This window comes from Pseudomonas sp. TWR1-1-3 (assembly GCF_049896805.1).
In the GTDB taxonomy this organism is placed as follows: Bacteria; Pseudomonadota; Gammaproteobacteria; order Pseudomonadales; family Pseudomonadaceae; genus Aquipseudomonas; species Aquipseudomonas bubulae.
Genome location: NZ_JAFCUZ010000005.1, coordinates 119,942 through 142,353, shown reverse-complemented (window position 1 = coordinate 142,353; position 22,412 = coordinate 119,942). Strand labels below are relative to the sequence as shown.

Genomic DNA, 22,412 nt, shown 5'->3' with positions numbered 1-22,412 from the left:
ATTTCTGGAGCTTGGCAATGCCTTTACAAGAACAATGTCTGTGGGAAACCCTTACCCCCCAACGCCCCCAAGCGCCAACCTTCAAGGGCGAGTTGAGCGTTGATGTGTGTGTGATCGGTGCCGGCATCACCGGTTTGTCCGCCGCCATCCATTTGCTCGAGCAGGGCAAAAGTGTCTGTGTGCTCGAAGCTCATCGCACCGGTCATGGCGGCTCAGGCCGCAACGTAGGATTGGTTAATGCCGGGATGTGGATACCGCCCGACGATATCGAAGCCGGTTTCGGCGAGGCTGTCGGCAGCCAGCTCAACCGCATGCTCGGTGCCGCCCCGGGACTGGTGTTCAGCCTGATCGACAAATACCGCATCGACTGCCAGTTGCGCCGTGAAGGCACCCTGCACATGGCCCATAATGCCCGTGGCGAAGCCGATTTGCGCAGCCGTGAAGAACAATGGAAGCGCCGTGGCGCCCCGGTTGAACTGCTCACCGGCGCCGCCTGCGAAGCCGCTACCGGCACCACAAAAATCGCCGCCGCCTTGCTCGACCGTCGCGCCGGCACCCTCAACCCTATGGCCTACACCTCGGGCCTGGCCAAGGCAGCCTGTGATCTGGGCGGGCAGCTGTTCGATCATTCCCCGGTCACCGGACTTGAACGCCAAGGCCCACGCTGGTCAGTGCAAACGGCCCACGGTGCGGTAAGTGCAGAGCAGGTGGTGCTGGCGTCCAATGCCTACACTGAAGGCGAATGGACTGATTTACGACGTAACTTTTTCCCTGGTTATTACTACCAGGTCGCCTCCAAACCTCTGACCGACGCCAGCGCAGCGCGAATCTTGCCAGGCGGCCAAGGGTCGTGGGACACCCGCCAGGTATTGAGCAGTATCCGTCGCGATGCCGATGGCCGTTTACTGCTCGGCAGCCTGGGCAACGGCAATCAGAAGCCTGCGTGGTTTCTCAAGGCCTGGGCCGACCGCGTGCAGCAGCATTATTTCCCGTACCTCAAGGGCGTGGAATGGGAATGCACCTGGACGGGCTGCATCGCATTTACGCCCGATCATCTGATGCGCTTATTTGAACCGGCGCCCGGGTTGGTGGCAGTCACCGGCTATAACGGTCGCGGTGTAACCACAGGCAGCGTGGTCGGCAAGGCCTTTGCCGACTATTTGTGCAGTGGCGATGCCAAGGCCTTGCCAATCCCCTTTGCACCGATGCGGCCGCTGTCTGGCACGGGGTTGCGCAGTTGTTTATACGAAGCCGGTTTTTCGCTGTATCACGCCGGCCAATGTTTAAGAATTGTGATCTGACGCGGTTTTTTCCTGGGCGCCCCGACGTTTTGCCTGGCAGCGGCTAGCCTTAAGTGGTGCGGCCTGTAGCAGTCCTGCACCGAGAGTGTGCAGTTCGGTGACGCAAGTGGTTACTGGACGTTTGCGCAACCCGGGGCAACCTGGTTGCAATACCGGCTGCGGCAGGTGGCGCCTGTAGAAACATAGCGGTTTTACCTTCCTCGGTTTAGACGGTTGCACGCCCAATGAAAATGGGCTCGAAACAGTCGATATAACAACAATAGAACGACTTTTTTAAGAATAAAAAGCCAATGGCACGCGGCTTGCTCAGCGCTTTAGGTGAAGTCGAAGTGCCATTTAATAAAACCTCAGGAGCACCACCTCATGTCGCAGACGTTCTACAAGAAAGGTTTTCTGGCCCTCGCCGTAGCAGCTGCATTGGGCGTTTCTTCGTTTGTTCAGGCTGATCTGAAAATTGGTGTTGCCGGCCCGATGACTGGCGCCAACGCAGCTTTTGGCGAGCAGTACATGAAGGGTGCCAAGGCAGCGGCAGACAAGATCAACGCCGCCGGTGGGGTCAACGGCGAGAAGATCGTTCTGGTGGCCGGGGACGATGCCTGCGAGCCGAAACAGGCCGTAGCCGTCGCCAACCGTTTGGTCGACCAGGACAAAGTGGCCGGTGTAGTAGGGCACTTCTGTTCTTCATCGACCATTCCGGCGTCTGAGGTGTACGCCGATGCCGGTGTGATTGCGATCACTCCTGGCTCCACCAACCCGGCGGTGACCGAGCGTGGCCTGAGCGCGATGTTCCGCATGTGTGGTCGTGATGACCAGCAGGGTATTGTGGCGGCGGATTACATAGTTGATGTGCTCAAAGGCAAGAAAGTGGCCGTTCTGCACGACAAGGACACCTATGGCCAGGGTCTGGCGGACGCTACCAAGGCGCAACTGATCAAGCGCGGCGTGACCCCTGTGCTGTACGAAGGCCTGACCCGAGGCGAAAAAGACTTCAGTGCCGTGGTGACCAAAATCCGCTCCAACGGGGCCGACGTCGTGTATTTCGGTGGCCTGCACCCGGAAGCCGGCCCGCTGGTACGCCAACTGCGTGAGCAAGGCCTCAAGGATGTGAAGTTCATGTCCGATGATGGTGTGGTCACCGACGAACTGGTTACCACCGCAGGCGGCCCGCAGTACGTTGATGGCGTTTATATGACCTTCGGTGCCGACCCGCGCCTGTTGCCAGACAGCAAGGTGGTGGTTGAAGAGTTCCGTAAGGCTGGCACCGAACCAGAGGGCTACACCCTGTACGCCTATGCTTCGGTCCAGGCCCTGGCTGACGCCTTTGCCGGCGCCAAATCCAACAAGGGTGAAGATGCTGCCAAGTGGCTCAAGGCCAACCCGGTTAAAACCGTGATGGGTGAGAAAGCCTGGGACAGCAAAGGTGACCTTAAAGTCTCCGACTACGTTATGTACCAGTGGGACAAAGACGGTAAATATCACCAACTGGAAAAACAGAAGTGAGATGAGTCACCTACCTGATGCCAGCTTCGGCGGGCATCAGGTAGGGATGGATCTGCACCACCTGTCTTCTTTTCCAGGAGTCGCGCACACCCTGCCAGCCAAGCTGTCCTGTGACGGCGTGGATGGCTTGCGTCTGCGCAAAGGCTCCAGTGCGTGAGATTGCGTTATGGATGGTATTTTCCTACAGCAACTGCTGAACGGCCTGACCCTCGGGTCTGTCTACGGTCTGATCGCCATCGGCTACACAATGGTCTACGGCATCATCGGCATGATCAACTTCGCCCACGGCGAGGTGTACATGATCTCTGCTTACCTCGCGGCGATCAGTCTGGCTCTGTTGGCATACTTCGGTATCGAATCCTTCCCGTTGTTGATGTTGGGCACCCTTATTTTCACGGTGGTGGTCACGGGCGTATATGGCTGGGTGATCGAGCGCGTGGCCTACAAGCCGCTGCGCAATTCCACACGGTTGGCGCCGCTGATTAGCGCCATTGGTATCTCCCTTATCCTGCAGAACTATGTGCAAATCGCCCAAGGCTCACGTCAGCAGGGCGTACCGACGTTACTTAGCGGGGCGTGGCGGGTCGATATCGGCTCAGGCTTCGTACAGCTGACCTACACCAAAGTCTTTATTCTGCTCGCCGCCTTTGTGGGCATGGGCCTGCTTACTTACATCATCAAGTACACCAAGCTGGGCCGCATGTGCCGCGCCACCCAGCAGGATCGCAAGATGGCGTCGATCCTGGGGATCAATACCGACCGGGTGATTTCCTACGTGTTCGTGATCGGTGCCGCCATGGCCGCGCTGGCCGGTGTGCTGATTACCATGAACTACGGCACGTTCGACTTCTATGCCGGTTTCATCATCGGGATCAAGGCCTTCACCGCAGCGGTGCTCGGCGGCATCGGTTCACTGCCGGGGGCCATGCTCGGCGGGATCATCCTGGGTATTTCCGAGTCGCTTTTTGCCGGGTTGATTAACTCGGATTACAAGGATGTATTCAGTTTCTCACTGCTGGTGCTGATTCTGATTTTCCGTCCTCAAGGCCTGCTGGGTCGTCCTCTCGTGGCGAAGGTGTAAGTATGTCTGTAGCCATTAATAAACCGATTGATATCAAAAAAAGCGTAGTCGACTCGATCCTGGCCGGGTTGATTTCATTGATTGTGTTCGGGCCCATCGTAGGGGTGGTGCTCGACGGTTACAGCTTCAACCTGCAACCGGCCCGGGTAGGCTGGCTGGTGGCTATCGTGATGGTCGGGCGCTTTGCCCTGAGCCTGTTTTTACAAACCGCCAAAGGGCTGAAAATCCTGCAGGGCTTTGAGTCCACAGGCTCGGGCGTGCATGTGCTGGCACCGGACTACAAGTCGCGGCTGCGCTGGATCGTGCCGTTGCTGATCGTGATTGCCATCGTGTTTCCGTTTTTCGCCAATAAATACATTCTGACCGTGGTCATCCTTGGGCTGATTTACGTGCTGCTGGGCCTGGGGCTGAATATCGTGGTTGGCCTGGCGGGGTTGCTCGACCTGGGGTATGTGGCGTTCTATGCCATCGGCGCTTATGGTCTGGCGCTGGGCTATCAATACCTGGGGCTGGGTTTCTGGACGGTGCTGCCGCTGGCGGCCATTGCGGCGGCGATGGCGGGATGCATTCTGGGGTTTCCGGTGTTGCGCATGCACGGTGACTACCTGGCCATCGTGACCCTGGGCTTTGGTGAAATCATCCGTCTGATCCTCAACAACTGGCTGTCGTTTACCGGCGGGCCAAATGGCATGCCGGTGCCATCGCCGACCTTTTTCGGCCTGGAGTTCGGCCGGCGCGCGAAAGATGGCGGGGTGCCATTTCATGAGTTCTTCGGCCTGGAATACAACCCCAATATCAAGTTCCTGTTTATCTATATCGTGCTGTTTCTGGTGGTGTTGCTGGTGTTGTACATCAAGCACCGCCTGACCCGCATGCCGATCGGCCGCGCCTGGGAAGCGCTGCGCGAAGACGAAATTGCCTGCCGTTCCATGGGCCTCAACCATGTGCTGGTCAAGCTGTCGGCGTTCACCATTGGTGCCTCCACGGCTGGCCTGGCCGGGGTGTTCTTTGCCAGCTACCAGGGTTTTGTTAACCCTTCCTCGTTCACCTTCTTCGAGTCGGCGCTGATCCTCGCCATTGTGGTGCTCGGCGGCATGGGCTCGACAGTGGGCGTGGTGATCGCCGCATTCGTGCTGACGGTGGCTCCTGAACTGTTGCGCAGCTTTGCCGAGTACCGGGTGCTGCTGTTTGGTGTGTTGATGGTGTTGATGATGATCTGGCGACCGCGAGGCCTGATCCGCATCAGCCGTGTCGGAGTTGCGCCACGCAAGGGGGTTGCGCCATGAGCGAATTGTCAAAAGACGACGTGGTGCTTTCGGTCGACAAACTGATGATGCACTTTGGCGGGATCAAGGCCCTGAGCGATGTCAGCCTCAAGGTCAAACGCAACTCGATCTTTGCCCTGATCGGCCCCAACGGTGCCGGTAAAACTACAGTGTTCAACTGCTTGACCGGCTTTTACAAAGCCAGCGGCGGCAGGATCGAACTCAATGCCCGCGGTACTCGTACCAACGTGATCAAGCTACTGGGGGAGCCGTTCAGGCTGAGCGACTTTGTATCGCCCAAGGCGTTTGCCAGCCGGCTGTATTACAAAATGTTCGGCGGAACACATCTGGTCAACCGCTCGGGGCTGGCGCGCACGTTCCAGAATATCCGCCTGTTCAAGGAAATGTCGGTATTGGAAAACCTGCTGGTGGCCCAGCATATGTGGGTCAACCGCAACATGCTCGCCGGCATCCTCAATACCAAGGGCTATCGCAAGGCTGAAAGCGATGCGCTGGATCATGCCTTCTACTGGCTGGAGGTGGTTGACCTGGTGGACTGTGCCAATCGCCTGGCCGGTGAGTTGTCCTATGGCCAGCAGCGACGCCTGGAGATTGCCCGGGCCATGTGTACGCGGCCGCAAATCATCTGCCTGGACGAACCGGCGGCAGGCCTCAACCCGCAGGAAACCGAAGCGTTGAGCGGGATGATCCGCCTGCTGCGCGACGAACACGACCTGACGGTGGTGTTGATCGAGCACGACATGGGCATGGTCATGAGCATTTCCGATCACATCGTGGTGCTCGACCACGGCAACGTGATTGCCGAAGGCGGGCCTGAGGCCATCCGCAACGACCCCAAAGTGATTGCGGCCTACCTTGGCGCAGACGAAGAGGAGCTGATATGACGGGCACGATCCTCGAGCTCAAGGAACTGGACGTTCACTACGGGCCGATCCAGGCCCTGAAAAAAGTCTCGATGCATATTGAGGAGGGCGAAACGGTAAGCCTGATCGGCTCCAACGGCGCGGGTAAATCCACGTTGCTGATGTCGATTTTTGGCCAGCCCCGGGCCAGCGGCGGGCAAATTATCTACCAGGGTGTGGACATTACCCACAAGTCCTCGCACTACATCGCCTCCAACGGTATCGCCCAGTCGCCGGAAGGCCGTCGCGTGTTTCCGGACATGTCGGTGGAAGAAAACCTGCTGATGGGCACCATCCCCATTGGCGACAAATATGCCGACGAAGACATGCAGCGCATGTTCGAGTTGTTCCCCAGGCTCCTGGAACGGCGCAATCAGCGGGCCATGACCATGTCGGGTGGCGAACAGCAAATGCTCGCCATTGCCCGAGCGCTGATGAGCCGGCCCAAGCTGCTGTTGCTGGATGAGCCCAGCCTGGGGTTGGCACCGATTGTGGTGAAGCAGATTTTTGCCACGCTGCGGGAGCTGGCAGGCACTGGCATGACCATCTTTCTGGTGGAGCAGAACGCCAACCATGCCCTGCGGTTGTCGGACCGGGCCTATGTGATGGTCAACGGTGAAATCCGTCTGACCGGCACCGGCAAGGAACTGCTGAGTAACGAGGAGGTGCGTAACGCTTATTTGGGCGGGCATTAACAGGCATTTCACACCTCTCTGTGTGGGAGCGAGCCTGCTCGCGATGGCATCACTGCGGTTTGTTTGAATCACCGCGTCGATCCCATCGCGAGCAGGCTCGCTCCCACATGTCTTTTTGTCAGACAATTCCACCCCGCCCGCCCTCGCCGCAAATTGTGGAAAACAATATTACAACGCTGTGAAAGCGCGACATAAAGCCGCTGCAATTACCTGTTTTGTCATCATTTTGACTTGTCCCCGTTTGCTGTGGAGGTGGCTGTGGGTAACGTGGGAGTAGTTGGCTGTAGCCCTTTATTTACAAGGTGTCCAGCTGGGTGGTTATTTTTCGACCAGCGGCTTTTGCGCAGCCGTTGCGCCGATTTGTCAACAGGTTTGTACGGGTGTAAAGAGTGTCTGGAAATAATGACTAACCTGTGGATAAGTCTGTGGTTAAACTCTGGAAAGAATGCTCCAGGCAGCGTAATTACTGGCCTCTGGCTATCTGGCGGATTTTCCACGGTTGCACCTTTTTGGGGCGTCTGCATGCGGGGTGTGCCCGGGTCAAGTAAAAAAGTCTTACCGATGCTCTCTATCCCTTGTGGATCGGGGCTTTGCGCTTTTTGGAGTTGCCCCCAAAGACTGTGGACGGGCCTGTGGATAAGGTGAGCGCATCTGGCTCCAGCCCTTGTTCGTCGTGGCTTGTCGCGTGCGGATTGTTTTTTGTACAGACTTGTTGCGAAAACACCGCAGGTTGCCGCTGAACGCTAGCCGGGGCATTCTGCTCAACGTCCAATTCAACGGCGGCCGATGCCCGCCAGCCAAGGAGAACATGATGACTTCCACCCTGTTTATTACGGGCGCGACTTCCGGATTTGGTGAAGCATGTGCACGCAAGTTTGCACAGGCAGGCTGGAAACTGGTGTTGACGGGGCGACGCGAAGACCGTTTGAAAGCATTGTGCGAAGAGTTATCCAAGCAAACCGAAGTACACGGCCTGGTGGTGGATGTGCGCGACCGTGCCGCGATGGAAGCGGCGATTGCCGGTTTGCCACCTTCGTTCAGCACATTGCGTGGGCTTATCAACAACGCGGGCCTGGCCCTGGGCACCGACCCTGCGCCCAAATGCGACCTCGACGATTGGGAGACCATGGTCGACACCAATATCAAGGGCCTGCTCTATACCACCCGCCTGCTGTTGCCACGACTGATTGCCTACGGCCGTGGTGCCGGGATCGTTAACCTGGGTTCCATCGCGGGTAGTTATCCTTACCCCGGCAGCCATGTGTATGGCGGTACCAAGGCGTTTGTAAAACAGTTCTCCCTGAACCTGCGCTGCGATTTGCAGGGCACGGGCGTGCGGGTCAGCAACGTTGAGCCGGGCCTGTGCGAGAGCGAGTTCTCGATGGTGCGCTTTGGCGGCGACAAGGCTCGCTACGACGCGACCTATCAGGGCGCCGAACCGATTCAGCCAGAAGACATCGCCGAGACCATTTTCTGGGTGCTCAATACTCCGGCCCACGTCAACATCAACCGCCTTGAGCTGATGCCCGTCACGCAGTCCTGGAGCGGTTTTGCCATCGAGCGCCACGCCAAGGAGTAAACTCACCCCTGGCAGCCCACCTGCGACCTCCTGAGGGGGTCGCATTCAATCGGGCTGAAAAGGAGTTTGTGTGAGTAACCGTGGTGAGCAGAAACTGCTCAAGCAATCGACCGTTCTAATGTTCGCGGTGGCCATTGCCGGCATCGTGACGGGTTTTATTTCGGGTTCCGAATCCATCATGTTCGATGGGTTTTTCTCTCTGATCGCGACTTTTATCAAAGTGCTGATGCTGATTACGGCGCAACTGATCGCCAAGGAAAGCAACCAGCGTTTCCAGTTCGGTTTTTGGCACCTTGAGCCCATGGTGCTGCTGATTGAAGGCAGCTTCCTGTTGTTGATTGCGATCTACGCCTTTCTCAATGGCGTGTTCGGCATTATCAATGGCGGGCGCGATATCGAGCTGGGGCTGGTGATCGTCTATGCGGCGGTGTTCACCGTTGTTGAATTTGCCTACTACTTCTGGGTAAAGCGCAAAAATCGCAAGCTCAAGTCAACCCTGATCCAGTTCGATAATGTCAGCTGGCTGGTGGATGCCATGTTGTCGGTGGGGCTGTTGATAAGTTTTGTCACGGCGTTGCTGTTGAAGCAGCAGGGTTATGCACAGTGGGCCGCTTATGTTGACCCGGCGATCCTGATTTTGCTGGCGCTGAGCATGCTTGCGCCGGCGTTCAAGATCCTCAAGCCGGCCTTGCGTGATGTGCTCGGGATTGTCCCGGATGCGCTGGATGACAAGGTGCGGGATGTGCTCGAGGAAATGTCGGCGCGGCATGGTTTTGAAGGCTACAAAACCTATGTGCAGAAGCACGGGCGGGCACGATTTATAGAGATTCATATCGTGTTGCCGGCAGGTTATCCACTGACCAGCGTGAAGACCCTTGATGCACTGCGCGAAGAGATCTCCGGGTTGCTGGGTGCCGCGGACAGTGCGCGCTGGCTGACCATCAGCTTTACCGGTGATCGTAAGTGGATTGCCTGAGCCAGCCTTGAGTGGTGGGAGCGGGCTTGCTCGCGATTCAGGCGGCGCGGTTTGTCAGGACTATTTCGGTGATGCCATCGCGAGCAAGCCCGCTCCCACAGCTGTTGGTGTTAGCCGAGGTATTGCGCCAAACCGCTGTAACAGGTGGCCAGATGATAAGGCGTGGTCGACGGCATATCCTCGCGGCTGACCTTGCCCGCGCCATCGCGGCATTCGTACCAGCCACCGGCATGTAGAAACTTCTGCTGCAGCGCCAGCAATTGACGCTGCACCTGTGCCTGGCTGTTCGGGCGCAAGGTCAGGGCGCGCAGGTACTCGGCCTGTGCCCAGATACGCTGGGTACCATCGCGCAGGCTGCCATCAGGGGCCAGCATGCCGCACACCGCGCCGCTCTGCGGATCGACCCCCACCTGCTCGGCAAACCCGAACGCCCGCTCCAGCGAACCGTGCAACGGCGTCTGGCGCAGCAGTGGCGAAGACTCCAGCAAAAAGAACCACTCGAATTGATGCCCCGGTTCAAACCAGTTATCCACAGCTCCGAGCGGCTTTTCCAGCATGACGTTATGCACAGGCTCGATAAAGCGCTGTTGCATACCCTCGGCCAGGGCCAGCAAGGCCGTCTGCACTGGCTTATCGTCACGTACCGACAAAGTGGCCAGGAACGCTTCGGCCAGGTGCATCAACGGGTTTTGCAGCGGGCCGCTGCCCAGTGGCGACCAATCCCGCTCCAGGCTGGCTTCATACAGGCCGTTGCCGTCATTGAAACGTTCAGCCACCACTGCCAGTGCGCCATTGAACGCCGACGCCACTTGTGGTTCGCGCACTTTCGCCCAGTAATGGGCACAAGCAAAGATGATAAAGGCGTGGGTGTAGAGGTCTTTGCGTTGATCCAGCGGCGCGCCATCGGGGCCGATGCTGTAGAACCAGCCACCGTGCTCGGCGTCATGAAAATGCAGGTGCAGCGAGCGGAACAGTTCAGCAGCGCGTTCGGCGGCACCGGGGAACGCCGGGTCGTCGATCAGGCTGGCGAACAGGTACAGCTGCCGTGCGCAAGCCATGGCCCGGTAGCGCTGGGGTGGCAGCGGCTGGTGCGTGGGGCTCAAGGCCTCGAAGGGCAGTGCGAGTTCGGCATTCCAGCCGGGGCCTTGCCAGAGCGGCACGATGACCTGGCGAAAATGCTGCTGTACTGCCGCAAATTGGGCGGTCAGTTCAAGCGGGAAGTCGGAGCTGGCTACATCAGGCATCGGTGGGTGTCGTCACGGCTGGGGCGATTGCGCGACATGATACACCGTGATTCCCCGGATGATCTCAACTCTGTGGGAGCGAGCCTGCTCGCGATGGCATCGCTGCGTTTTTCTGATGTACCCCGTCGCGGCCATCGCGAGCAGGCTCGCTCCCACAGATGATTTCACCGCTATTGGATCAACAATCCCTGACGCTCAATAAACGCCACGATGGTGTCCAGGCCATGTCCGGTCTTCTGGTTGCTGAACACAAAGGGTTTTGCACCGCGCATGCGCTTGGTGTCGCTGTCCATCAGTTCCAGCGATGCGCCCACCAGCGGCGCAAGGTCGATTTTGTTGATCACCAGCAGGTCCGATTTGCAGATCCCCGGCCCGCCCTTGCGCGGCAACTTGTCCCCGGCGGACACGTCGATCACGTAAATGGTCAGGTCGGACAGCTCCGGGCTGAAGGTGGCCGACAAGTTATCCCCACCCGATTCCACCAGAATCAGGTCAAGGCCGGGAAAGCGTCGGTTCAACTGATCCACAGCCTCCAGGTTGATCGAAGCATCTTCACGAATCGCTGTGTGCGGGCAGCCGCCGGTTTCTACACCGATGATCCGCTCTGGCGCCAGCGCCTCATTGCGCACCAGAAAGTCAGCATCTTCACGGGTGTAGATATCGTTGGTGACGACGGCCAGGTTGTACTTTTCCCGCAGGGCCAGGCACAGGGCCAGGGTGAGCGCAGTTTTGCCGGAGCCTACCGGGCCACCGATGCCAACACGCAAAGGCTGTGTGTTCATTGCTTTCTCCTAGGAACGAAACAGGCGGCTGTACTGGCGCTCGTGGGCCATGCTCGCCAAAGACAGGCCGAAAGCGGCACTGCCAATGTGGGATAAGTGGAGGCTACTGGCGTGTTGCTGGGCCTGCTGCAACGCAGCCGACAGTTCGCTGGTCATGCGCTGGGCCGCTTGCTGGCCCAGGGGCAGGGTTTTCATCAGCACGGCCAACTGGTTTTCCAGCCAGCTCCAGAGCCAGGCGGCCAGTGCGTCCTGTGGGTCGATGCCCCAGGCGCGGGCGGCCAATGCCCAGCCCAGCGCCAGATGGGGCTCGGCCTGTTGTGCGAGAAATTCGCGTGCGGGCTCGTCCAGCTCCGGTAAGCCGGTGAGTAACTGTTGCAGGGAATACCCCATTTGCCGGCTTTCCTGATGCAGTTCGCGGGTTTCACGGCTGGCGCGATGCTCGTCACACAAACGCTGCAAAGCGTTCCAGTCTTGATCCGCTGCGGCCTGACAGTGGGCGAGCAACAAGGGCGCCTCGAAGCGGGCGAGGTTGAGCAGCAATTGATCGCGGATCCAGCGCTCTGCCGTGGCCGGGTCAGCCACGCGGCCGTTTTCAACGGCCATTTCCAGCCCCTGGGAATAGCTGTAGCCGCCAATGGGCAGCTGCGGGCTGGCCAGGCGCAAGAGCGCCCAGGCCGGGTTCACAAGCGCACACCAAACTGATGCAACCGCGGGGCGTAGTTGAAGTCCTCTTCGCCCGCACGGGAGTGGTGATGGCCACCGCCATAGGCGCCGTGTTCGGGCTGAAACGGTGCTTCGATGGCCTCGATATGGGCACCCAGTTGCTCCAGCATGGCCTTGAGCACGTAGTCGTCAAGCAGGCGTAACCAGCCATCACCCACTTGCAGGGCGACGTGGCGGTTGCCCAGGTGATAAGCGGCGCGGGTCAGTTCAAAAGCATTGCAGCAGGTGACATGCAGGAGCTTTTCGGGGCTGGCACAGACGCGCACGATGCGTCCGTCCTGAGCCTGCAGAAATTCGCCATCGACCAGCGGTGACTGGCCACGGTCAAGGAACAGGCCGACATCTTCGCCGCTGCTGCTGAAACAACGCAGGCGACTTTTGCTGCGGGCTTCGAAGTTCAGGTGTAACTCGGCGCTCCACACGGGGTGGGACTGGACTCTGCGATGAATCACCAGCATCGGAAGGCTTCCTGCAATGGACATTACTCCAACCACAGCAAGGGGCTTGCCAACCCGGTCGGAGGCTGCAAATGCAGGCCCAAAAAGGGTGCAGAAAGATGAAGATGTTCTATATAAGTGCGCAATCTGCGCATCGGCGCACCAATGGGGTGCGCTTGCGATTATTCGGTACTGCCCAGGCCTTTCCAGTGCTTGAGCCCGATAAAAATAAAGCGCAGTTGCTGACTGATCTTGGCCTGGGGCTGCAGGTGATCGGGCAGTGAATCTGCAGGCGGGTCGATCACGTCGGGCAAGGCGGCAAATACGCTTTTGACCACCAGATCGGCGATCACGGTAAGGCCGGCATGATTCAGGTGCGCTAACTTGGGCTTGGAGCCAAGGTCGGCCGCCAGATCCGAAGTGATGTCTTCGCGCAGGGCGCCAATGGCCTGGCGAACCGGTTGCGAGCCGCCGTATTGCTCGCGGGCCAGAAACAGAAACTGCGAGCGGTTGGCTTCTACCACGTCGAGAAAAATTCGTACCGAGGCGTTGATCACACCGCCCATAAACAGTTCGTTGTGACGCACCAGACGAATGGTTTCACGAAAGGTCTGGCCGACTTCACTGACCAGGGCCAGGCCCAGTTGGTCCATGTCGCTGAAGTGGCGATAAAAACCGGTCGGCACGATGCCAGCGGTCTTTGCGACTTCGCGCAGGCTCAGGCTGCCAAAGCCGCGACCCGACTCCATCAAGTGGCGGGCAGCATCCATCAGCGCAAGGCGGGTTTGTTGCTTCTGTTCGGCACGAGGCAGCATCGGGGCTGGTATTCCAGACAAGTACAGCGGCGCACTCTAGCAAATCGGCTTTGATGACGTCGAACGGTGTACTGCACAAAGTGTGGGGGCGGGCTTGCTCGCGATGCAGGTTACGCGGGCTAGCGGATCAGCGGCAGGGATGCATTGGCGAGCAAGCCCGCTCCCACACCTGCGAAAGGCTTAGCTCGCATGCTTGTTGCGTTCTGCCAGACGATCGGCGCCACCTTCGGCGACAAACTGGCTGCCCGGAGTGCGATCGTAGCCATCTTCGGCATAGCTGTTTTGTTGGTCCAGGGTACGTTGTGCGCCGTCTTCGGCAACCGGGTTGAGCGGCTGGCTCAAGGAGCTCGATGCTGGTTGGGCCATTGGGGTCGGCTCTTCATCGGCAGGCATGGCGAAGGCGTTGAAGGCCATCAGTGAAAGGGAAAGACCAAACAGGACTGGGCGTTTCATGGTGTGTGCTCCGTAGCAATGCAACTAAGTAGGTGTGATGGCAATGCTACGCTTGGCTGCCGGATATCAAAGTTCATACGGCCAATGGTGATAATCGACAAAATTGATTGTTCAGGCTGGGAGGCTCTAGCCCGGGGCTTTTGAAATTTTTTATACGAAAGCCGTACCGGGGTTAAACCTTCCGGCGTCTTTGCCAGTCGTACATTTATGGCGTCGTAACTGGGACGTTCTGTGGAATTCAAGGAGCCGTGACATGACGCGCACCCGTAAGACCCTTGCCTGGGCAGGCGGTATTTTCGTTCTGCTGGTGGCCGTGCTGGTGGTGATCCTCGCTACCTTCGACTGGAACCGCATCAAGCCGACCATCAACAGCAAAGTGTCTGAAATCCTCCACCGCCCGTTTGCTATTAACGGTGACCTGGCTGTGCGCTGGCAGCGCGAAGAGGATCAGGGCGGCTGGCGGGCCTGGGTGCCGTGGCCCCATGTGATTGCTCAGGACCTGACCCTGGGCAACCCCGAGTGGGCGAAAACTGCGCAAATGGCCAGCCTGAAGAAAGTCGAGCTGCGCCTGTCGCCGCTGGCGCTGTTGACCCAAACCGTGGATATCCCGCGCATCAATCTGACAGAGCCCAGCGCCAGTCTTGAGCGCCTGGCTGATGGCCGGGCGAACTGGACCTTTACCTTCGACCCCAAGGACCCGGATGCCGAGCCTTCAGCCTGGACGTTGGACATCGGTGCTATCGGCTTCGACAAGGGGCATGTGACCCTCAATGACCAGACCCTGAAAACCCGACTGGACGTGCTGATCGACTCGCTGGGCAAACCCATCCCGTTTAGCGAGATCGTCGGCGAAAAAGACGCGAAAAAGGCCCTGGAGAAGGGCGGCAAACCGCAGGACTATGCGTTCGCCCTCAAGGTCAAAGGCCAGTACCACGGTCAGCAGCTCAACGGCAGCGGTAAAATTGGCGGTCTGCTGGCATTGCAGGACGCGACTCAGCCTTTCCCGTTGCAAGCCCGGGTCAGCATTGCCGACAGCCATGTCGAGCTGGCCGGGACCTTGACCGACCCGCTCAATCTGGGTGCCCTGGACCTGCGCCTGAAATTGGCCGGTACCAGCCTGAGTAACCTCTATCCGTTGACCGGCGTGACCTTGCCGGATTCGCCGCCGTACTCCACCGACGGCCATTTGACCGCCAAACTGCGTGAAGCCAATGGCGCGACCTTCAGCTATGAAAATTTCAACGGCAAAATCGGCAGCAGTGATATCCATGGCGATCTGAAATACGTGGCCAGCCAGCCGCGGCCCAAGCTGTCCGGCAAGCTGGTGTCCAACCAGTTGCTGATGGCTGACCTGGGGCCGTTGATCGGTGCCGACTCCAACACCCAGCAAAAAGCCCGGGGCAGCGAGAGCAAGCAGCCTGCGGGCAAGGTGCTGCCGGTGGAAGAGTTTCGCACCGAGCGCTGGCGCGATATGGACGCAGACGTAGAACTCACCGGCAAACGTATCGTGCAAAGCGCCGAGCTGCCGTTTACCGACCTCTACACCCATGTGGTGCTCAATGATGGCGAACTGAGTCTTGAGCCGCTGCGTTTTGGCGTGGCAGGTGGCAAGCTGGATGCGCAGATTCGTCTCAACGGCCGTGCTGCGCCCCTGAAAGGCAGCGCCAGGCTGACCGCGCGCAACTTTAAACTCAAGCAACTGTTTCCCACCTTTGAGCCGATGAAAACCAGCTTCGGCGAACTCAATGGTGATGCCACGATTACCGGTACCGGCAATTCGGTGGCCAAGTTGTTGGGCACCGCCAACGGTGATCTGAAGATGATCATCAATGACGGCGCTATCAGTCGCAGCCTTATGGAAATTGCCGGCCTGAACGTAGGGAACTATGTAGTGGGCAAGATTTTTGGCGACGAGGACGTGAAGATCAACTGCGCGGCAGCGGACCTGGGGATCAAGAACGGGCTGGCCAGTACCCGATTGTTTGTTTTCGATACCGAGAACGCGATTATCTATATCGATGGCACGATCAACCTTGCTACCGAGCAGCTGGACTTGAAGATCACTCCAGAGTCCAAGGGTTTGCGTCTGTTTTCGTTGCGTTCACCGCTGTATGTACGCGGTACCTTTGCCAACCCGTCAGCGGGTGTGCAAGCCGTGCCGCTGCTGTTGCGTGGTGCGGGCATGGTGGCATTGGGTGTGATTGCAGGGCCGGCGGCGGGATTACTGGCGTTGGTCGCCCCAAGCGGTGGCGAACCCAACCAGTGCGCGCCGCTGCTGCAACAAATGCAGCAGGGCAAGGTGCCGAAGACGGTGAAGTAGATCAAAAGTCCCTCACCCTCTCCCGGAGGGAGAGGGTGAGGGGACTAAAGGCAAAAGTGGATCCGGGCAACGCCACCAGTTGACTCCCTCTCTCTGCGAAGGCTTGAGCCGGACATCGAAAGCGGGCAGGGAGAGGGCTGGGGTGAGGGCTAAATCACGCCGCCCGCAACGGCGTAGTCCAGCGCTCCGACAGAATCACTCCGCCCAAGGTCAGCGCCCCGCCAATCAGGTGATAGGCATGTAGTTGCTCTTTGAGCACCACCGCTGCGATCAGCGCGGTAATCAACGGCAGCAGGTTGAAGAACAGCGTGGTACGGCTTGGGCCAAGGCTGGCCACGGCTTTCATCCAGGCCAGCGGTGCGATCATCGACGCCAGCACGCAGGCGTAAAGCACCAGCCCCATGTTATGCACCGTTGGCCCGACCTTAGGTGAGGCCAGATACAGCGGAAACAACACCACAATCGCCACCAGCACCTGCATATACAGCATCTGCAGCGGCGGCAGGCGCAGTTGCCATTTTTTCAGCAGGGTGCTGTAAACCGCATAGGCCAGGGTGGCGACCAGCATCATCGCGTCACCCAGGTTGAGGCCATGATCAAGCAAGGCCGCCAGGCTGCCGCTCGACACCACCACCAGTACCCCGACAAACGATACGACCGCGCCCACCAAGGCCCCGGCAGTCAGGCGCTGCCCCAGGCTGATAATCGACATGCTCAGCACCATCAGCGGCATCAATGACAGGATAATGCCCATATTGGTCGCCGACGTACGGGCCGCCGCGTAGTAGGCCAGGCTCTGGTACACCGCCATGCCGAGCACGCCGAGGATGAAAATCTTGCCCAGGTTGGGGCGGATGATCGGCCAGTTGCTCATCACCGGCTTGAGCATAAAGGGGGTAAACAGCAGGCCAGCCAGCAGCCAGCGATAAAAGCCGATCTCGGACGGGAAGATCGCTCCCACCGCAAGCTTGTTGATAACGGTATTGCCGGCCCAGATCAAAATGGCCAGTAGCGGGTAAGCGTATTGCATCGGTGACAACCACAGGGTTAATGAGCGGTGATTATCCGCTTGTCTGTCTGCGAGCCTATACTGCGATCCAGCCAACCTCACCCCGTATCCAGACAGCATGCACAAGAATCTGATCAACGTCCCCGAGTTCGACGGTCTGCCAGCGCCGGTTTACTTTCGCTATGCCGAGATTGAGGCCCACAGCCATGCCGTGCCCCATACCCATGCCTGGGGCTCACTGGATTATGTGGCCCACGGTGTGATGCGCTTTGAAGTCGATGGCCGGCGCTTTATGTCGCCGCCGCAATACGCGGTCTGGGTGCCGCCCAACACCGAGCACAGTGCCTACAACGCCCAGGCGATTGTTTATCGCTCTGTGTATCTGGATGCCGTGCATTGCCAGCACTTGCCGACCACCCCGGTCACCCTGGCTATCAGCGATATTCTCAAGGCCATCCTCAGCGACTTTGCCCGCCGCGATATCAATATCCCGCAAAGCGAAGCCGATGTAAGACTGGCCCGGGTGCTGGTCGATCAATTGCGCCAGGCACCGGTGCATCAGTGCTTCTTGCCTTATGCCAGCCATCCGGGCCTGTTGCTGGTGTTGGAAGCGCTGCAACAGAGCCCAGGCGACAACCGCCCGTTGGGCCAGTGGGCGCAGCAGGTGCATGTCAGCGAACGTACATTGGCGCGGGTGTTTGTGCGGGAACTGGGCATGAGCTTTGGCGAGTGGCGTCAGCGTCTGCGGTTTCTGGCCGCGATTGAGGCGCTGGAGTCTGCGCGCAGCGTGCAGGACGTGGGCTTCGACCTGGGTTACAGCACCTCGTCGGCGTTTATCGCAATGTTCCAGCGCCAGGCCGGATGTACCCCGGAGCAGTATCGACGTCAGGCACGAGTGCTGTAACAGAGTTTGTCTACACTTCAGGAATCGCGCTGCCCGTTGGCGCGCCAACAAGGAGAAAACTCCATGAAGATGCTGCGTGTTCCTTTGCTGATGATAGGTCTGCTCCTGTGTTCCCAGGGCTTTGCGGCCACGGCCCAACAAAACAAAATGACCACCTGTAACGCTGACGCCAGTGCCAAGGCCCTCAAGGGCGATGAGCGCAAAGCCTTTATGAGTACCTGCCTCAAAGCCAAGCCCGCGACGCAGCAGGACAAGATGAAAACCTGCAATGCCACCGCCGGCACCCAGGCCCTCAAGGGCGATGCGCGCAAAGCCTTTATGAGTGATTGCCTGAAGAAAAAATGATCGGCACTGTGGGAGCGGGCTTGCTCGCGATGGCCTCACTGCGGTTTAACTGACATACCGCAGCGCCTGATTCGCGAGCAAGCCCGCTCCCACAGGGTGTATGCCCTCCCGCCAGTCACAAATTCTAGTGCTCGCAGCTGAAGGCTGGCAGACTGCTTGTCCTTTCACGCTGTCAGTTTTGAGGCTGTATGCCATCGTTTTCTCAGCGTCACATCGTCTTGGCCAGTTACATCATTATTGCTGGCGGCCTGCTATTGGTTTTCCCGTTGCGTTTGTTGCCCAGCCTGCTGGCGGGCTTGTTGGTGTTCGAACTGGTCAATATGCTCACCCCGCAATTGCAGCGTCTGATTGCCGGGCGCCGTGCGCGCTGGCTGGCGGTGGCTTTGCTGGGTACGGTGATTGTCAGCGTACTGGCGCTGATCTTTGCCGGTGCCATCAGTTTTCTGTTGCATGAGGCGGAAAACCCCGGCGCTTCACTGAATAAATTCATGGCCGTAGTCGATCGGGCCCGCGGCCAGTTGCCGCCGTTCCTGGACAGCTACCTGCCAGCCAGTGCTGCCGAGTTCCGGATTGCCATCGGGCAATGGATGAACAAGCACCTCAGCGATCTGCAACTGGTGGGCAAAGACGCCGCGCATATGTTCGTGACCCTGCTGATCGGCATGGTGCTGGGGGCCATCATGGCCTTGCAGACCATTCCTGATATCAGCCGCCGCAAGCCGCTGTCGGCTGCGCTGTTCGAGCGTCTGCACCTGCTGGTACAAGCCTTTCGCAATATCGTTTTTGCGCAAATCAAGATCGCGCTGCTCAACACGGTATTTACCGGGATCTTTCTGGCTGTAGTCCTGCCGCTGCTGGGCGTGCATCTGCCGCTGACCAAAACCCTGATCGTGCTGACCTTCCTGCTGGGTTTGCTGCCGGTGATTGGCAACCTGATTTCCAACACCCTGATCACTATCGTCGGTTTGTCGCTATCGATCTGGGTGGCGATCGGGGCGCTGGGTTATCTGATTGTTATCCACAAGCTGGAATACTTCCTCAACGCCAAGATCGTCGGCGGGCAAATCAGTGCCAAGTCGTGGGAATTGCTGCTGGCGATGCTGGTATTTGAAGCAGCCTTCGGCCTGCCGGGCGTGGTGGCGGGGCCGATCTACTATGCGTATTTGAAGAGTGAGTTGAAGCAGGTGGGGTTGGTGTAACGGCTTGCCCCAATCCTCTCCCGGACGGAGAGGGTTGGGGCGAGGGTTTTAGCCGTAACGCTTTTTGGCCTCAATCGCCAGACCGCTGCCGATGCTGCCGAAGATGTTGCCTTCAACATGCTGCGCATTCGGCAACATGGCCGCGACGCTCTGGCGCAAGGCCGGAATCCCGCTTGAACCACCGGTGAAGAACACCGTATCCACCTGCTCGACACCCACGCCGGCATTGCCCAGCAATTGCGTCACGCTGTTGCGGATGCGTTCCAGCTGGTTGTCGATGGACTCTTCAAACATCGCCCGGCTCAGGTTCACGCTCAACCCCGCTTCAACCCGGTCCAGCGGCACATGGCGGCTGTCGTTGTGGGTCAGTTCGATCTTGGTCTGCTCGATTTCCATCGCCAGCCAGTGTCCGGCACGCTGCTCGATCAGTTTGAACAGACGGTCGATACCGCCGGTATCCTCAATGTCGTAACGCATGCTGCCCAGCGACAGCTGGGATTTTTGCGAGTACACGGAGTTGATGGTGTGCCAGGTCGCCAGGTTCATATGATGGCTGGTAGGCATGTAGGCGCCGCTTTTCATGCGGCTGCCGTAGCCGAACAATGGCATCACGCCTTGCAGGCTCAGCTGTTTGTCGAAATCGGTACCGCCCACGTGTACGCCGCCGGTGGCCAGAATATCGTCCTGGCGGTTGTCCAGGCCACGGCGCTCGGGCGACAGGCGCACCAGGGAGAAGTCGGACGTACCACCGCCGATATCGACAATCAGCACCAGCTCTTCGCGCGCGATGGTGGACTCGTAGTCAAATGCCGCGGCGATCGGTTCGTACTGGAAGGACACTTCCTTGAAGCCGATGGCGCGTGCCACGTCGGTCAGGGTGTTTTCGGCTTCCTGGTCGGCCAGGGGGTCGTCGTCGACGAAAAATACCGGGCGACCGAGTACCACTTCTTCGAATTCACGACCGGCGGTCGCTTCGGCGCGCTTTTTCAGCTGGGCGATAAACAGCCCCAGCAAGTCCTTGAACGGCATCGCCGTGCCCAGAACGCTGGTGTCGTGCTTGATCAGCTTGGAACCCAGCAGGCTTTTGAGCGAGCGCATCAGGCGGCCTTCGTAGCCTTCCAGGTACTCATGCAGCGCCAGACGACCATACACCGGGCGGCGTTCTTCCATATTGAAGAACACCACCGAGGGCAGGGTGATCTTGTCGTCCTCCAGCGCAATGAGGGTTTCCACGCCTGGACGCAGCCAGCCGACGGTGGAGTTTGACGTGCCGAAGTCGATACCGCAGGCACGTGCTGGAGAGGCGCTTTTCATGTCTTTCGTGTTCCGGTCAAAAAACGGCCGCGCAGTGTATGTCAGACCGCCGCAGAATCGAAGCACGACTAATCGTTAAATCGCAGGTTTTAATCCACTTGAAAGACTATCCTTGATCCCCAAACTTCCAGTCATTGGCGTGGCAGTCTTTAGGCTGCCGATAAACATTGGCAGCGCTGTTCTTGAGGCCGGTCAAATGACAGGCCGGGCAACCGGAGCATTCTGGTGACCTGAGCTGCGCGATATTGATAACGGATGGTGATCCTTACATGGACTTCAAAGACTATTACAAGATCCTGGGTGTCGAGCCCACGGCGGACGATAAGGCGATCAAGACCGCCTATCGCAAGCTGGCGCGCAAGTATCACCCGGATGTGAGCAAGGAAAAGGACGCCGAGAGCAAGTTCAAGGATGTCAACGAGGCGTATGAAGCCCTTAAAAGCGCCGAAAAACGCGCTGAATACGACGAAATTCGCAAATACGGCCAGCATGGCCAGCCGTTCCAGGGGCCGCCGGGCTGGCAAGGCCGTTCCAGCGGCGGTTTCGAAGACAATGGCGATTTTTCGGACTTCTTCAGCTCGATCTTCGGTTCGCGTGGTGGCGGTTTTGGTGGGCAATCAGGCCGCAGTGCGGGCCGTCGCGGGCAGGATGTTGAAATGGAATTGCCGATTTTCCTTGAAGAAACCCTGTCGGGTGAGTCCAAGCCCATCAGCTTTCAGATAGGCGGGGTCAGCAAGACCCTGAACGTGAAGATCCCGGCCGGTGTGACCGACGGTGAGCGCATCCGCCTTAAAGGCCAGGGTGGCCCGGGCGTGGGTGGCGGGGCCAACGGTGATCTGTACCTGATCATCCGTTTTGCACCGCATCCGAAGTTCGATGTTGAAGGCCATGACCTGGTTATCACGGTTCCTCTGGCGCCGTGGGAAGCTGCGCTGGGCACCAAGGTGGCGATACCGACCCTGACCAGCAAGGTGATGATGACCATTCGCCCTGACAGCCAGAGCGGTCAGCGCATGCGCATCAAGGGCCACGGCCTGGTGGACAAGCAAGGCCAGCGTGGTGATTTGTATGCGCAACTGAAAGTGGTCATGCCGACCCATGGCGACGAGGCCACCAAGGCCCTGTGGCAAGAACTTGCCGACAAAGCAGCATTTGATCCGAGAGCCCAATGGAGTAACTGATCATGAGCAGCACCCTGATCGTTCAGCTGGACATGGAAAGGTTCTGCGAAGAGGCCAATATCCCGGCCACTTACGTGATAGAGATTGTCGAACACGGAATTATCGAACCTCAGGGCCGCACGCCTGACGTGTGGCGTTTTGAAGACTACGAACTGGTCATCGCCAGACGCGCGGCCAAGCTGCGTGATGATCTGCAGATGGAATGGGAGGGTGTGGCGCTGGCGCTGGACCTGCTCGAGGAAGTGCAGCAGTTGCGTGCTGAAAATCAGCGATTGAAGCAGCAGTTGGGGCGGTTTGTGACGCAATAGATGAAGCCTGCCTAAAGGCTCTGTGGGAGCTGGCTTGCCTGCGATGGCCCCGGCGCGG

At 58.8% G+C, this 22,412-nt stretch carries 23 protein-coding genes; 15 read left to right on the top strand and 8 right to left on the bottom strand.

All coding sequences use genetic code 11. The features are described from left to right. The first annotated feature begins 17 nt into the window (after window positions 1-17). The 9 genes from ACP7BE_RS19115 (at window position 18) to ACP7BE_RS19075 (ending at window position 9,320) form a co-directional block, all read left to right on the top strand. Complete coding sequence (locus ACP7BE_RS19115) at window positions 18-1,301, top strand: L-pipecolate oxidase (protein ID WP_317757280.1); 1,284 nt, start codon at window positions 18-20, stop codon at window positions 1,299-1,301. 363 nt (window positions 1,302-1,664) lie between these two features. After that, a complete protein-coding gene (locus ACP7BE_RS19110) occupies window positions 1,665-2,801 on the top strand; it encodes a branched-chain amino acid ABC transporter substrate-binding protein (protein ID WP_095000976.1) in 1,137 nt (378 codons plus the stop codon). A 1-nt stretch (window position 2,802) separates the two neighbouring features. Next, entirely contained in the window at window positions 2,803-2,958 is a 156-nt protein-coding gene (locus tag ACP7BE_RS19105; protein ID WP_153327708.1) for a hypothetical protein, read from the top strand. Between the two features lie 9 nt (window positions 2,959-2,967). Next, window positions 2,968-3,882, top strand: coding sequence for an ABC transporter permease subunit (locus ACP7BE_RS19100; RefSeq protein WP_095000977.1), 915 nt, complete (start codon window positions 2,968-2,970; stop codon window positions 3,880-3,882). Window positions 3,883-3,884: 2 nt separating this feature from the next. After that, on the top strand, window positions 3,885-5,168 hold the full coding sequence (gene livM / locus ACP7BE_RS19095) for a high-affinity branched-chain amino acid ABC transporter permease LivM (RefSeq protein ID WP_095000978.1): 1,284 nt from the start codon (window positions 3,885-3,887) through the stop codon (window positions 5,166-5,168). Then, a complete protein-coding gene (locus ACP7BE_RS19090; RefSeq protein ID WP_095017673.1) occupies window positions 5,165-6,052 on the top strand; it encodes an ABC transporter ATP-binding protein in 888 nt (295 codons plus the stop codon). The genes livM and ACP7BE_RS19090 overlap by 4 nt, the downstream gene beginning before the upstream one ends. Next, the gene (locus ACP7BE_RS19085; protein WP_095000980.1) at window positions 6,049-6,765 is read left to right on the top strand and encodes an ABC transporter ATP-binding protein; all 717 of its coding nucleotides are present in this window, start codon (window positions 6,049-6,051) and stop codon (window positions 6,763-6,765) included. Before ACP7BE_RS19090 ends, ACP7BE_RS19085 begins: the two co-directional genes overlap by 4 nt. Window positions 6,766-7,576: 811 nt before the next feature. After that, window positions 7,577-8,344, top strand: a complete 768-nt coding sequence (locus ACP7BE_RS19080) for an SDR family oxidoreductase (protein WP_095017672.1) — start codon at window positions 7,577-7,579, stop codon at window positions 8,342-8,344. 70 nt (window positions 8,345-8,414) lie between these two features. After that, entirely contained in the window at window positions 8,415-9,320 is a 906-nt protein-coding gene (locus tag ACP7BE_RS19075; RefSeq protein WP_095000982.1) for a cation diffusion facilitator family transporter, read from the top strand. Window positions 9,321-9,430: 110 nt separating this feature from the next. On the opposite strand, the gene ACP7BE_RS19070 is transcribed toward ACP7BE_RS19075, so the two are convergent. From ACP7BE_RS19070 to ACP7BE_RS19045, 6 genes are all read right to left on the bottom strand, one after another. Continuing rightward, entirely contained in the window at window positions 9,431-10,564 is a 1,134-nt protein-coding gene (locus ACP7BE_RS19070) for an AGE family epimerase/isomerase (protein WP_426106889.1), read from the bottom strand. 170 nt (window positions 10,565-10,734) lie between these two features. Next, entirely contained in the window at window positions 10,735-11,346 is a 612-nt protein-coding gene (ureG, locus tag ACP7BE_RS19065; protein ID WP_095000984.1) for an urease accessory protein UreG, read from the bottom strand. Between the two features lie 9 nt (window positions 11,347-11,355). Further along, window positions 11,356-12,030 (bottom strand): urease accessory protein UreF, encoded by a 675-nt coding sequence (locus tag ACP7BE_RS19060; protein ID WP_426106886.1) that lies wholly within the window; start codon window positions 12,028-12,030, stop codon window positions 11,356-11,358. Further along, window positions 12,027-12,527 carry an urease accessory protein UreE gene (ureE, locus tag ACP7BE_RS19055; RefSeq protein ID WP_095017669.1) on the bottom strand — a complete coding sequence of 167 codons (501 nt, stop codon included), beginning with the start codon at window positions 12,525-12,527 and terminating at the stop codon, window positions 12,027-12,029. Before ureE ends, ACP7BE_RS19060 begins: the two co-directional genes overlap by 4 nt. A 161-nt stretch (window positions 12,528-12,688) precedes the next feature. Next, window positions 12,689-13,321 (bottom strand): TetR family transcriptional regulator, encoded by a 633-nt coding sequence (locus tag ACP7BE_RS19050; RefSeq protein ID WP_095000987.1) that lies wholly within the window; start codon window positions 13,319-13,321, stop codon window positions 12,689-12,691. A 180-nt stretch (window positions 13,322-13,501) separates the two neighbouring features. Beyond that, complete coding sequence (locus tag ACP7BE_RS19045) at window positions 13,502-13,774, bottom strand: hypothetical protein (protein WP_095000988.1); 273 nt, start codon at window positions 13,772-13,774, stop codon at window positions 13,502-13,504. Window positions 13,775-14,027: 253 nt separating this feature from the next. On the opposite strand from ACP7BE_RS19045, the gene ACP7BE_RS19040 reads away from it, so the two are divergent. Continuing rightward, a complete protein-coding gene (locus ACP7BE_RS19040) occupies window positions 14,028-16,094 on the top strand; it encodes an AsmA family protein (protein ID WP_095017668.1) in 2,067 nt (688 codons plus the stop codon). 154 nt (window positions 16,095-16,248) lie between these two features. Here the strand turns inward: ACP7BE_RS19040 and ACP7BE_RS19035 are convergent, their stop codons facing one another. Further along, on the bottom strand, window positions 16,249-17,124 hold the full coding sequence (locus ACP7BE_RS19035) for a DMT family transporter (RefSeq protein WP_095017667.1): 876 nt from the start codon (window positions 17,122-17,124) through the stop codon (window positions 16,249-16,251). A 97-nt stretch (window positions 17,125-17,221) separates the two neighbouring features. Here ACP7BE_RS19035 and ACP7BE_RS19030 point away from each other — a divergent pair, with 97 nt between their 5' ends. From ACP7BE_RS19030 to ACP7BE_RS19020, 3 genes are all read left to right on the top strand, one after another. Next, a complete protein-coding gene (locus tag ACP7BE_RS19030; RefSeq protein ID WP_095000991.1) occupies window positions 17,222-18,007 on the top strand; it encodes an AraC family transcriptional regulator in 786 nt (261 codons plus the stop codon). A gap of 63 nt (window positions 18,008-18,070) precedes the next feature. Then, the gene (locus tag ACP7BE_RS19025) at window positions 18,071-18,352 is read left to right on the top strand and encodes a PsiF family protein (protein ID WP_095000992.1); all 282 of its coding nucleotides are present in this window, start codon (window positions 18,071-18,073) and stop codon (window positions 18,350-18,352) included. 188 nt (window positions 18,353-18,540) lie between these two features. Then, on the top strand, window positions 18,541-19,551 hold the full coding sequence (locus ACP7BE_RS19020) for an AI-2E family transporter (protein WP_095000993.1): 1,011 nt from the start codon (window positions 18,541-18,543) through the stop codon (window positions 19,549-19,551). Window positions 19,552-19,599: 48 nt separating this feature from the next. Here ACP7BE_RS19020 and ACP7BE_RS19015 read toward each other — a convergent pair whose 3' ends face one another. Then, entirely contained in the window at window positions 19,600-20,865 is a 1,266-nt protein-coding gene (locus tag ACP7BE_RS19015) for an Hsp70 family protein (protein ID WP_426106881.1), read from the bottom strand. A gap of 269 nt (window positions 20,866-21,134) precedes the next feature. Here ACP7BE_RS19015 and cbpA point away from each other — a divergent pair, with 269 nt between their 5' ends. Together cbpA and ACP7BE_RS19005 are read left to right on the top strand one after the other, a co-directional pair. Next, on the top strand, window positions 21,135-22,046 hold the full coding sequence (gene cbpA, locus ACP7BE_RS19010) for a curved DNA-binding protein (protein WP_095000995.1): 912 nt from the start codon (window positions 21,135-21,137) through the stop codon (window positions 22,044-22,046). A 2-nt stretch (window positions 22,047-22,048) separates the two neighbouring features. Continuing rightward, a complete protein-coding gene (locus ACP7BE_RS19005; protein WP_095000996.1) occupies window positions 22,049-22,354 on the top strand; it encodes a chaperone modulator CbpM in 306 nt (101 codons plus the stop codon). Window positions 22,355-22,412: the final 58 nt, after the last annotated feature.